This window comes from Chitinophaga jiangningensis (genome assembly GCF_900142605.1).
Taxonomy (GTDB): domain Bacteria; phylum Bacteroidota; class Bacteroidia; order Chitinophagales; family Chitinophagaceae; genus Chitinophaga; species Chitinophaga jiangningensis.
In genome coordinates this window covers 579,119-591,929 of sequence record NZ_FRBL01000006.1, presented here as the reverse complement: position 1 = coordinate 591,929, position 12,811 = coordinate 579,119, and the positions used below count along the sequence as shown (strand labels likewise).

The window sequence follows — 12,811 nt, the reverse complement described above, 5'->3', positions numbered from 1 at the left end:
TCAGGTACTTATTAATCCGGGTTTTTGTTATTTTACGTCCTTCTTAAAAAATAACTGTTTATGAGATCATGGCTGCTGCTGGCCTGTGCCACACTGTTATTCCCCTTAGTAACAAAAGCCATCAACCAGGATTCACTCTGGATGTATGAGCACTACACCAAGAAGGAAATTTATATTCCCATGCGCGACGGGGTGAAGCTTTTCACTTCCATTTACATTCCGAAGGATCAGTCGGAAAAACATCCGATCCTGATGACCCGCACCCCATACAGCTGTGCGCCTTACGGAGAAACTACCTTCCGTCCGTTTTACCGCAACCACTACAACCAGTACCTGAAGGAAGGCTACATCATGGTTATCCAGGATGTGCGCGGTACCTGGATGAGTGAAGGCAAATTTGTGAACGTGCGTCCTTACAATCCGAAGAAGGGCAAAAAAGATATTGATGAAGCCAGCGATACTTACGACACCATTGACTGGCTCACCAAAAACGTAGCCGGCAACAACGGTAATGTGGGTATCTTCGGCATCTCCTACCCCGGTTTCTACAGCACCATGGCTTCGCTCAGCGGTCATCCTGCATTGAAAGCGGTAAGTCCGCAGGCGCCTGTTACCGACTGGTTCCTCGGCGATGACTTCCATCACAACGGAGCCTTCTTTATTTCCGATGCATTTTCTTTCTACACCGTATTTGACCATCCGCATCCAAAGCCTACCACACAAGGCCCTAAAGGCTTTGACTGGCCTAACCGCGACAACTACAAATTTTACCTGGAAACAGGACCGCTGAAAAACTTCGCTAAAATTATCGGCGACAGCGTTCCCTTCTGGCATGAAATGTATGAGCACCCTAACTATGACGACTACTGGAAAGCGCGCAACGTGCGTCCTTACCTGACTGACGTAAAGCCGGCCATGCTGGAAGTAGGTGGGGTATTTGACGCGGAGGACTGCTTTGGTGCATGGAATACTTACCAGGCGATCGAAAAGCAGAGTAAAGGCGCTAATAACCGCATTGTGATGGGGCCGTGGTATCATGGACAGTGGGCTTCCAACGATGGGACTCATTTAGGGAACGTTCGTTTTGGCAGCAATACATCCGAGTACTATGCCAACAACATTGAAATTCCTTTCTTCAACTACTACCTGAAAGGTAAAGGACAGGCACCCGATATTGCAGAAGCTACCATCTTTTTTACCGGTGAAAACAACTGGAAAAAATTACCGGTATGGCCTCCGGCGGATATGCAGGAAAAACCGATGTACCTGCAGCCTGATGGCGGCCTGGCCTTCAGCAAACCTGCTACCGGCAATAGCTTCAGCGAATATGTAAGCGACCCGAATAAGCCGGTGCCTTATACAGAAGATGTGCATTTTAGTCGCACCATCAACTACATGACGGACGATCAGCGCTTTGCCAGTCGCCGCCCTGATGTAGCCGTATTTCAGTCAGGCATACTCGATCAGGACGTAACCCTGGCGGGTCCGGTAATTGCAGATCTGATTGCCAGCACCAGCGGCACCGACGCCGACTTTGTAGTGAAACTGATTGACGTGTTCCCTGATGATTTTAAATATGAAGAAGATGCGCCTACAGAGCATCGCCGTGTGCCTTCTGCCACCTACCCGATGGGAGGTTACCAGATGCTGGTGCGTGGGGAGATCATGCGCGGTAAGTTCCGCAACAGCTTTGAAAAGCCGGAAGCCTTTGTGCCTGATCAGCCGTCAGCAGTGAAATTCACGATGCCTGATGTAGCGCATACCTTTAAGAAAGGCCATCGTATTATGATCCAGGTGCAGAGCAGCTGGTTCCCGCTGGTAGATCGTAACCCGCAACAGTTTATGGATATCTATAAAGCCGATGCGAAGGACTTTAAGAAAGCGAATATCAGGATATATCATGATGCGGCGCATCCGAGTAGTGTGGTGTTGCCGGTGGTGAAATAAAATTTGCTGTCAAAATTTTTATTGGGGAGAGAAAAGAGCCTGCGGCTCCTTTCTCTCCCCAATAATTTTTACTCCCACCTCTGGTGGGAGTAAAAATTATTGGGGTCAAGGCCTGAGGCCAAACTGATACTTCCCTCCCCCGCCCCATTCGATCCAGTCCGCGGCGCCACCGTTGAGGGTTTTAAGTCCTACCTGGAGGAATCCGCGTTTATTGATATTATACCGGAGGCCTACACGCAGAAACCATTTCCCTTTCTGATCATCCCGTTGTGCGAGGTAGGCGCCTGCCTGCGTAATGATTTCAAAGCGGCTGATGTGAAGCATATGGCTGCCGTGGATGGCGAAGAGCATTTTATCTGTGGTGGAAGCCGTGCCGTAGCGGTCTGTATACACATATCCCAGGCTCGCATCATAAAAGCCATCCAGGCCTGCCCCAAAGCTGCCGAAGTTGCTGTAGCGGTAGCTGTAGTCCAGCACCAATGAGGCGGTGGTATAGGTGGCTTTAATACCGTAATCACTACTCAGCTGCACAAATCCCAAGGCCCCATACAAGGCTAACTGGTGGTAATGTTTTACCGGGTAGACAGGTTTAAGGATGTAGGTGGGGCGGCGCGGGGCGGTGTAGTTACTGTCGATCTGCTGACGGAATACTTTGGCGATGGAGTTGTAGTTATAACGGAGGCCGATGTTGGCGCCGACCATGTTGAGGCCCATATTGGGCGTGTGGGTGCGGCCGTTGGAGAAGTGAGTGATATCGAGTCCGTATACGATATCGAATATATTGGATATCTTCCAGACGCCGCCCACGTCGAGGTTGAAGTATACATCTACTTTAGAGCCGATAGCATCATTGCTGGGGTTCTTAACAGAATCGTACGGGGCGAGGTCGTAGGTAACGCCAAGGGATAAACCGGCTACGAAGTGGTGTTTAGGACGACGGTGGATGGGTGCATAGAAGAAGCCATAGAGGCCGGAGGGGTTTCCGAGCTCCCGTGGGTCGCCGATGTTGCCGGTGTAAAAGCCGAGGCCATAGCTGGGGCAGTTGAAAACGCGCTGCCAGTTTTGGCGTCCTGCCGACTGCCAGCCGAGGCGGAGCTCAAAAGAGTGGTAGCCACCGTCCAGGGCGGACTTCAGCTCATCGCCTTCATAGATATGCACGCCGGTATGGTACTTTAGTTCCAGGAATTTGTGACTGCCCAGGTTGGGGTCTTGTTTGGCTTTCAGCCATAGGTCCGTAGTATCCTGCGCAAAGAGAAAAGCTGGCAGGAGCAGCAGGTAACAAAGTACTGATAATTGCTTCATAAGGCCGTTGATCTTCCACCCACAACAAATGGCAGATTGTTTTTGTTGGATTTACTTAACTTGCGTCCGGAACCCTTCTATAACAAAGGCTATCAAAAAAATTTATGTTAAAGAAATACATCCTCCTTGGAGCACTGGGATTATTATCTGTAAAAGGTTTCAGCCAAACTAAACCTGCTGCAAAACCAGCAGCCAAACCGGCTGCCAAGCCTGCGGCAAAAGCAGTATTAAAAACACGTATCGATAGCGTGAGCTATGGTATTGGATTGAGTATTGCGGAAAACATCAAAGCACAGGATATGAGCAACGTAAATGTGGCGATGCTCAGCAGGGCGATCAGCGATGTGCTCAAAAAGAATCCTCAATTATTAACTAAAGAACAAGCAGATATGAGTATCAGTAATTATTTACAGCAACTGAAAGCAGAGAAATTTGCCAAGAACAGAGAAGCTGGTGAAAAATTCCTGGCTGAAAATAAAACCAAACCAGGTGTGGTAACGCTGCCTAGCGGCCTGCAATACCAGATTATCAAGGAAGGTGATGGTGCTAAGCCAACCCTGAATGATAAAGTGAAGACACACTACCATGGTACTTTGATTGACGGTACTGTGTTTGACAGCTCTGTAGAAAGAGGTGAGCCGATTTCCTTCCCGGTGAGCGGTGTGATCAAGGGTTGGACAGAAGCGCTGCAGCTGATGCCGGTAGGATCTAAATGGAAGCTGTTTATTCCTGCGGATCTGGCTTATGGCGATCGTCAGGCGGGTCCGAAAATTGGTCCGGGTAGTGCGCTGGTGTTTGATGTAGAGCTGCTGGAGATTGTGAAGTAAGCTTCCGTAGTTACTTTTTGTTTCACGCAGGATATTGTTTTGTCTTTTTTGCTCGCAAAGCAGTCAAGCAGGTAAGCAGCAAAGACTTGTGTTTTGCTGTTTGAAGCAACAAAAATTCTCCCGCCGTTGGCGGGAGAATTTTTGTTTTTAGGAGAAACCGACGGTTTCTCCTAAAAACAAATTCAGGTTTTGGATTTAGTTGTTCAGTTGTAATGATGCAGGACCAAATTCTTCAAAGTGGATGGAGGCGGTGTCCACCCCGTTTTCCACGAGGAAGCCGTAGTGTTTGGCGATGAATGGTGCGGGGCCGCAGATGTAGTAATCCGCATCTGCCTGGAGTACCTCTTGCTTGATGGTGGAGAGTTCGACCCAGCCGGTGTATTGCGCTTTCACTTCAGGTTGGTCGTAGAAGATATGTGGATTGAAGTTTTGATGGTTATCAGCGATGGTTGCCAGTTGCTCTTTGAATGCGTGTACGGATTCGTTGCGGCAGCCGTGTACCCAGGTGATGGCGGTATCCGGTTGTTTTGCGGAGAGCGTTTCCAGCATCGCCATGAGTGGTGTTTGCCCTACGCCGCCGCTGATGAATACTTTAGGTCGTTCGTTGCCAGGATCGAGGGTGAATGTACCGGCAGGTGCGGATAATTCTACTATATCACCTTCGCCGATGTGATCGTGGAGGCGATTACTGATCATGCCATCCGGGTGGGATGCGCCGGCTTCTCTTTTCACGGAGATGCGGTAGTACTGGCCGTTAGGTGCGCAGGAAATGCTGTATTGGCGAGGTTGCAGCAGGTTGAGTTCCGGCAGAAAGAGGCGCAGGCTGATGTACTGGCCTGGCTGGAAATCGGCAACTGGTCCTTTATCTACCGGGTGGAGGTAGAAAGATGTTATTTCCGCTGATTCCTGTACTTTCTGTTTTACCATGAAAGGTTTCCAACCCGTCCAGCCGCCATTTTTTTCCAGTTGTTTATTATAGAGAGATTGTTCATGGCCGCTCATAATACCTGCCAGTTGTTGGTAGGCTATTGCCCAGGCATCGAGGAGGGCCGGTGTGGCGGCATCTCCCAGTACTTCCGCGATAGATGCCAACAGGTGTTTACCAACGATGGCGTAGTGTTCAGCGCGGATGCTGAGGCTGGTGTGTTTATGTCCGATGCTGTCGATAACGGGCATGAGTACTGCCGGGTTATCGATATGCTCCGCATAGGCCAGTACGGCCATGGCGAGGGCGGTTTGTTGTTTGCCGTTTACCTGGTTACCCATATTGAACAGGTGTTTGAGTTCCGGGTTGTGGGTAAACATACGGTTATAGAAGTGAGTGGTAAGTAATACGCCGTGTTCTTTGAGTACTGGCACGGTTGCTTTTACGAGTTGTTGCTGATCCGCTGTCATTTTCTATCTGTTTAAAAATATTAAAAGACTTTTTTGTCCTTTATTTTCACAAAAAAAGGTCCTTATTTATTGAGGGTAAATTTCCCTTTAATCAGTCCCAGGTTGAATTTACCGATGGTGGTATTATTCAGCATGTGAGTGATTTGGTTTCTGATTTTTTTAAATTCTTCGTGGAGCGGGCAGGGATTGCTTTCCGAGCAATAGGTTAAACCAAGGCCGCAACCGGTAAAAATTTCGTTGCCATCAACGGCGGAAACGATATCGGCGAGCGGTCGGTTGAGAGACACTGCGTCGAAGTAGAATCCACCGTTAGGTCCTTTTACGGATTGGATTAACCGCTCCCGGCTGAGTTTCTGCAGAATCTTTGCCAGAAAGGCTTCCGGCGAATTGATCTGCTCTGCAATTTCTTTAATGCCTACCTTTTGGCCTTCATGTGACTTTTGTGCCACATAAAAAACTGCACGCATAGCGTACTCGCATGTTTTGGAAAAGATAGCCATGTAATCGTTTGTAAAAGAATTCACAACAAAGGTAAAGGCTGGAGGAATAAAAGACAAAAATATCTTTTATTGTTTTTTCTGAAATAATAAAATGATCCCGTATCTCAAGCTACTATTAACCACTACGAGATGCTTATTGATTATTACTAAGATTATTACTTCTCAACGGTTTAACTAATAAAGAGGTCAATAATACGCTGAATATGGATATTAGGTGAATTATTAAATTATTGATATTCAAATCTTCTCCATTTCTCAGCCCCCTGATCAACTCTAACGTCAATAATTTATGATCAGATAATGAGGAGATCAGGTTAATTAAAAAAAAGCATATCAACCCATTGATAATAATTCTCCAGGTTAAATTAACTGATAATTTTCCGAGAATTAAGTTTCCTAGTGGAAATAGTATCAGGCCGAAAATTAAACTTTCAAGGTAAAACCACAATAGATAGGAAAATATCTCCATTGAATAATGCATAAAGAAATACCTAATGCCTAATAAGGATAAGAGGCAGAAAATATGATATAGTAGGATAAAAGAAAAAGTTTTTTTCATTCTGTTTCTTCTTTTGTATTTACCTCATAGCATGTTGGAAAGTACACAGGCGCTGAAATTTTGCTTGATTATAGGAGTAAATTTCACTTATGTTTCATTTACTTTCACTGTTTTCATTATGGTCTTTAATAGTTTGATGGTAGTTGATTTTTCTTCCGGCTGAAAATACTTATTAACAAATGCCCCAGTATTTATTGCAAGAAAAAACCGATCAAACTTAAAATAAAAAAGTAAAGGATATAAATTATTAGAGGAATCGCACGTAGTAAGGTAAAATCAATATTCAGCTTACGTTTCTTCATCCAGCAGCTATAATAGTATAAAATCACCTTCAACGATAAAACTATTCCGAGAATTACAATGGGTAAAATAAGAAAGTAAGTTATCAGTCTATTAGCCGGACTCCGCTCTGGAATAATATGACAGCCACTTATTAAACAATCCTTGATTAAAACAATAATAAAAATCAAAAACGACCACCATGAATAACGGGGCAAATTGCTATATTTCATAAATCGGGACTGCATCGATAATCCAAACGGGGAATTCCTTTCTTTTCTACTAAAAAACTGATTTCTTTATTCATTAATTATTTTATAGCAATGGGGAAGAAATTGTTCCGAATTAACATCATAGACCACGCTATATAATGTATGTTTTGCATTTCTAACCTTAAAATCAAGTTCTATCAGATCTTTTCTTATCGACAAATTACTGAAATCCCAAAGAACTACTTCACTTCTATCAATATTAAACATCAAGCTTGGCCGGCCTTGGTTAGCGGAGGTTGGTGTTAGATATCTGAATGATGCTAAAATACAATCCCCGTAATCTGCCACCCTTACTGAATCAAATCTTACAAAACGGAGCTGTTCAAATTGATAAAAATCATCAGCGGCATTCATGACCTTCTTATAAAAATCTGTCACAAAGCTAGCATCACCAAACCATTCCTTAATACTTCCTTTATACTTATAATAATAAACCTGGTTCTTGAATAATTTCATTTCATCTTCAAATTCATTGGCTTCTATAGCATTAAAATTGGTCGGACAACCTGTATTTTTAATTCTTGAATTCAAATTATGAATGTTTCTTTTATACAGTCTAACAAATTCGACAGAGTCTATAATAAAAATATCCAAATTATCTAAAGCTATACTGTCACTTTCTTTTGCATCATTTTTAATAAGGTCGGGCTTAATAGTACTAATACTATTTCTATTTTTGCATCCCACCAATGCAAATATTGTAAGGAGCAAATAAAAGGGCAAATGATTTCTCATAAATTAAAAATTTTGCGGAGTAGATTTCTTTGCATTTGCCTGCATTTCAAGTACCTTCTCTTTGTAATTGCTTACTCCACCACTATTATATCGGTAAAATTAAATACAATCGTCCTTTGGGCTTAAGCATCTGCTGGCCAGGCCTTAACAGGGTAAGCATCCCCAAAAACCATGTAAGGGCGCTCATCTACATGTGCCCCCATACGCGTCCTGTTAATACTGCCGCCTGCACTAAGATTCCCATATCTCCTACCATAATGCCTCCTGCGTGATAAGACAAAGTAATGGGTATTTTTTTTATACCTGATTTTATTGCAAAAAGAGAAATGGAAATCTGTGATGTACCTGTAGAATAATTTGACTGGCCAGTTCTCAACCTTATTGAATCTTGCTGCCTCTGCAGAAGGTTGGGTAACTTTGTCCATTCACAATACAAACGCTAAACATTCGCAATACATTTCATTAAGAGTTCGGAAGATACTTTAATTAGATCAACACCAAATTATCAAGTATCAGTAAGAAGCAGTGTTGGTCTGCATGCTAGCTCGGGTAGCCGTCTAATAAAAAAGGGCTGTTACCAGCCCTCTTCTCTTATACTTTATAATACTGCTCCCAGCCTTTTCTCGGCGGAGGTCCTACTAACAATTCATTTGCACGTTTACTACTTGTAATCACTTTCTTCTCACGATCAAACTTGATTTTTTCACCAGTCCACTGTGCGAGCACTCCCAAGCAGAACACCTGACTGAGCGGCCCTGCAATCGCAAATGGAGAACGGGTTTGTTCTTCGCCTTTACAAGCCTTCAGGAAGTTCTCAAAGTGGTTGGAAGGACTCTTAGGTACTTCCGGTAATTTGCCCGCCATTTCCTTCGCTTTTTCCTCCGGAATAATGGACAGGGTACTACCGTGTGAGCCACCTTTGAAGGTGAGTTCTTTACTATAAATGATCTTACCAGGATTCAGTTTTGCCGGCTTAATAGGACCATTGCTTGGCGGCGGAATATTTGGATCCAATCCCTGTACACCGTACCCTTCAGGAATAGGTGGCAGGTTATCCACACCATCGTACCAGGTGATGTCCAGTGCCGGCATATTTCCTCTCTTAGGGAATTTGAATGCCAGGGTGGTGCTCATCGGGTAGAAGAAATTATTATGTCCGCTGAGTTTAATCGGATCTACTTCATAAGGCAGGCCCAGGTCGAGGAACTGGTGGGCGGTATCGATAATGTGTGCGCCCCAGTCGCCCAGTGCGCCCATACCGAAGTCGAACCAGCAGCGCCACTGGCCGTTTACAAAGTCATGGTTATAATCGTGCCCTTGTGTGGTCATCTGCCAGATGTTCCAGTCGAGCGTATCAGGCGCCTTTTCAGCAGCGGGGAACGACTTAATATTCGGATCCCAGCCATGCCAGCGGCGTGGAGAGTTCATGTGAGCGGTGATCGCAGTAACATCTTTGATGATACCGGCATCTTTCCAGGCTTTGAACTGGAAATAGTTGGCTTCTGAGTGGCCCTGGTTACCCATCTGGGTCACCACTTTCGGATTTTTACGGGCGGCTTTCATCATCAGCTCCACCTCATTAAAGGTACGTGCCATTGGTTTTTCCACATACACGTGTTTGCCCAGTCCGATTGCCATCATGGTGATTGGGAAATGGGAGAAGTCAGGGACGCCAACGGAAACAGCATCGATCTGGTTACCCATCTTATCGAACATCTGCCGGAAGTCCTGGAAACGAGGCACGTTAGGGAACATCTTCATCACTTCCAGGGTGTGCGGTGCGCCCATATCCACATCGCAGAGTGCTACGACGTTTGCCAGCCCGGTTTTGTAGAGCGCCTGGGCGATCTCTCCTCCCCTGTTGCCAATGCCAATAAAAGCGATGTTTACCTTTTCATTAGGCCCGATTTTGCGGGTGTACGGCTTTGCCGCAGCCATCAGCAGTCCTGGGGTGGCTGTAGCCAGCGTTGCCAGCGCAGCCTGCTTCAGAAAGCTCCTTCTTGAATCGTTATAGTTCATAGCGTGGTTTTATGATTGCTAGCTCCAAATTATAAAAAAGGCTTTGCAATCGAAAGCATAAATGAAAAAAAGGGTAAAAACTTTACATGGACGGTTAAGGGAACATCTAACCATGGTAAGATGGGAAGGTAAATAAAGTTATCATGATAAGGATTATATTATCGCAACCACAGTAGGAGACCAGGCTTAAATTTGAGTATTATTAGTAAAACAATGTGCGGAGCCAGAACAAATGACCAACATTTAGCAATAATAATAGGCGTATTCCAGTGCAAATGCTGATATCTGGCCAGTATCTTTGGTGATTGGCGTTTATGGTAAACCAGGTATACAGCCATCAATATGATTATTATGCAGAACGCGAAGTACCATCTGTTACTTCGGGAATATTCTGTAAAAGCAAGTGCATGCCAGCCGGTCAATCCTCGTAAACCCACCAGGCTTAAATAGAGATAAGACAACACCGTTAGTGATACAAAAAATGATGGCTGAATAACTGTTTTGTAACTATCATTTCTCTCGAAATGCCTGTATAAAAACCAAAAAAGAAAATCTAACATTTCAGCAACTTACAATTACAAAGATATTCTTTCTAATAAAAAAAAACCGGCTATTCAGCCGGTCTCTTTCCTAATAACTTCATGCTATACTTACGCCTGTTTAAACACACGCGGCCTCCGTTGTTCCAGCAGCATAAAATCTGCCAGCACCATCGCAGTTACCGCTTCCAGCACTACCGGCACACGCAGTGCAATACACAAATCATGACGACCTTTTACACTAAACGTTTCCACCTCACCGCTCTTTATATTGAGGGTTTGTTGCTCCTTAGGAGTACTGGAAGTAGGTTTTACAGCGATACGAAAAACCAGCTGGTTTCCATTGCTGATGCCGCCTACCACACCACCGGCGTGATTGGTAGCTGTTTTACCTGCTTTATCCAGAATAGGGTCATTATGCTCCAGGCCTTTCATCTTTGCGGCAGCAAAGCCGGCACCGAATTCAATACCCTTGATGGCAGGGATGGCAAATACCGCATGAGCCAGACTCGATTCCAAAGAATCAAAGAAAGGCTCGCCCAGGCCGATAGGTAAACCATCTACCGTACATTCTACTATCCCTCCTACGGAATCCTTTGCCGCAATAGCTGCTTCCAGGCCCGCTTCCGGGTCCGGATTACCGCCCACTTCTGTAATGTAGGCATTCACTTTTACGCTTTCTCCCAGGATCTTTTTGGCAATCACTCCAGCCGCTACCAGGTTCAGGGTAAGGCGACCGCTAAAATGACCACCACCGCGGTAATCTTCAAAACCACCATATTTTTCAGTGGCTACAAAGTCGGCATGGCCCGGGCGCGGAAACTCCCGCAGCTTCTCATAATCCGTGCTACGGGTATTGTTGTTTTCAAACATAATTGTCACCGGCGCACCAGTGGTATGATCATTGAAAACACCTGATTTCAGAAAAGGAAGATCTTCTTCCTTACGGGGAGTAGTGCCTCTTGAGCCACCTTTGCGCCTTTCCAGGTCTGCCAGGAAATCTTCCTGCTTCAGGGGAACACCGGCCGGCACACCGTCGATATTTACACCAACGCTGGCACCGTGGGATTCTCCGAATACATTAACCCTGAATAATCTGCCAAAACTGTTCACACACTAATATTTTAAGATGAAATATTGTTATAATCCCTTAGGCATTTACTGCCACGTCTACCTTACCGCCGATCGTTTGCAGGTGATCGTAGAACTCAGGATATGACTTATTGATTGCTTCTGCATTTTCAATGACAACCGGAGCATCTGCCGTTAATGCTGCTACAGCACAAGCCATGGCAATACGGTGATCGTTGTGTGAACTTACTGTGGCACCTTTTATACCAGTTCCGCCATGGACCAGCATTTCGTCGCCATTAAGCTCAATCACAATGCCCATCTTCCCAAATTCCTGCTGCAGGGTAATACCACGATCACTCTCTTTGTGTGCCAGGCGGCTCACGCCAAGAATTTTCGTAGTGCCTTTACAGTTAGCAGCCAGTGCTACCAGCGGCGGAAACAGATCCGGACAATCAGTAGCATCAAACTCAAAAGCTTTCAACCCATCTTTTTCAATGTTGATGGTAAACATGCCCGGCATCAGGTAAGCACCTGCGCTGCGTAATGCGTCCAGAATAGCTTTATCGGATTGAGCAGATTCGGTATTGAGATGATGTACTTCCGCTTTTCCTGCTACCGCAGCGGCTACCAGCAAAAAGGCAGCACCACTCCAGTCACCCTCCACGGTATAATCCTTTGCCTGATATTGTTGTTTTTTACCGAAATGGAAGGTTTCAAAATTTTGTTGCTGAACGTTCACACCAAAGTGCGACATCAGTTGTAAGGTTAACGCAATGTAAGGTTTGCTTTTCAGGTCCTGTACGGTGATGGTTACCTCTTCGGCATTTGCACCATATGCCATCAGCAGGCCGGTCAGAAACTGTGAGCTCAGGCTGCCGTCAATAGTAATATCCTTTGGTTGCAGTGGCCCCTGTATATGCAATGGCAGCTTACCTTCACGGGAAGTGATTTTCACATCCAGCTGGGGCAGCACTTCCTCAAAAAAGTTCATCGGACGGGTAGTCAAACTACCATGACCGTTAATAGTTATCGGCTGAGATGCCAGTGCTGCAATAGGCGTAAACATGCGGATACCCAGTCCGGACTCGCCGCAGTTGATTTCATCAAAACGTGGCTGTATGCCATTGCTGCTGATCTCAATCAGTTCAGGCTTACGGTTTACCGTGGCGCCGAGTTTTTCGGCCACATCCAGCGCTGCCAGGCAATCGTTGCTCAGGCCAGGATTGCGGATAATGCTTTTTCCATTTGCCAGCAGTGCCGCTGCTACCGCACGCTGCATGGCGCTTTTAGATGGATTGGCCGTAACCGTTCCGGAAATGCCGGCGGGTGATACAGTAACTTGCATATAATTCGTATAGCCGTT

The 12,811-nt window shown here is 45.4% G+C and carries 9 protein-coding genes; 2 read left to right on the top strand and 7 right to left on the bottom strand.

What is annotated here, in order from left to right:
* Positions 1–60 precede the first annotated feature (60 nt).
* On the top strand, positions 61–1,947 hold the full coding sequence (locus tag BUB18_RS18030; protein WP_143159987.1) for a CocE/NonD family hydrolase: 1,887 nt from the start codon (positions 61–63) through the stop codon (positions 1,945–1,947).
* Positions 1,948–2,052: 105 nt separating this feature from the next.
* On the opposite strand, the gene BUB18_RS18025 is transcribed toward BUB18_RS18030, so the two are convergent.
* Positions 2,053–3,249 (bottom strand): acyloxyacyl hydrolase, encoded by a 1,197-nt coding sequence (locus BUB18_RS18025; protein WP_073083757.1) that lies wholly within the window; start codon positions 3,247–3,249, stop codon positions 2,053–2,055.
* Positions 3,250–3,353: 104 nt separating this feature from the next.
* On the opposite strand from BUB18_RS18025, the gene BUB18_RS18020 reads away from it, so the two are divergent.
* Positions 3,354–4,076: a BamJ family beta-barrel-assembly machinery protein gene (locus BUB18_RS18020; RefSeq protein WP_073083755.1), complete on the top strand. Its 723-nt coding sequence runs from the start codon at positions 3,354–3,356 to the stop codon at positions 4,074–4,076.
* Positions 4,077–4,271: 195 nt separating this feature from the next.
* On the opposite strand, the gene hmpA is transcribed toward BUB18_RS18020, so the two are convergent.
* The 6 genes from hmpA to aroA form a co-directional block, all read right to left on the bottom strand.
* Positions 4,272–5,471 (bottom strand): NO-inducible flavohemoprotein, encoded by a 1,200-nt coding sequence (hmpA, locus tag BUB18_RS18015; RefSeq protein ID WP_073083753.1) that lies wholly within the window; start codon positions 5,469–5,471, stop codon positions 4,272–4,274.
* A gap of 62 nt (positions 5,472–5,533) precedes the next feature.
* Positions 5,534–5,971 carry an RrF2 family transcriptional regulator gene (locus tag BUB18_RS18010; protein ID WP_073083871.1) on the bottom strand — a complete coding sequence of 146 codons (438 nt, stop codon included), beginning with the start codon at positions 5,969–5,971 and terminating at the stop codon, positions 5,534–5,536.
* Positions 5,972–7,108: 1,137 nt separating this feature from the next.
* Positions 7,109–7,816, bottom strand: coding sequence for a hypothetical protein (locus BUB18_RS18005; RefSeq protein ID WP_073083752.1), 708 nt, complete (start codon positions 7,814–7,816; stop codon positions 7,109–7,111).
* A gap of 591 nt (positions 7,817–8,407) precedes the next feature.
* Entirely contained in the window at positions 8,408–9,835 is a 1,428-nt protein-coding gene (locus tag BUB18_RS17995; protein WP_073083748.1) for a Gfo/Idh/MocA family protein, read from the bottom strand.
* 650 nt (positions 9,836–10,485) lie between these two features.
* Positions 10,486–11,487: a chorismate synthase gene (locus BUB18_RS17990; RefSeq protein ID WP_073083746.1), complete on the bottom strand. Its 1,002-nt coding sequence runs from the start codon at positions 11,485–11,487 to the stop codon at positions 10,486–10,488.
* A gap of 37 nt (positions 11,488–11,524) precedes the next feature.
* Positions 11,525–12,793, bottom strand: coding sequence for a 3-phosphoshikimate 1-carboxyvinyltransferase (aroA, locus tag BUB18_RS17985; protein WP_073083744.1), 1,269 nt, complete (start codon positions 12,791–12,793; stop codon positions 11,525–11,527).
* Positions 12,794–12,811: the final 18 nt, after the last annotated feature.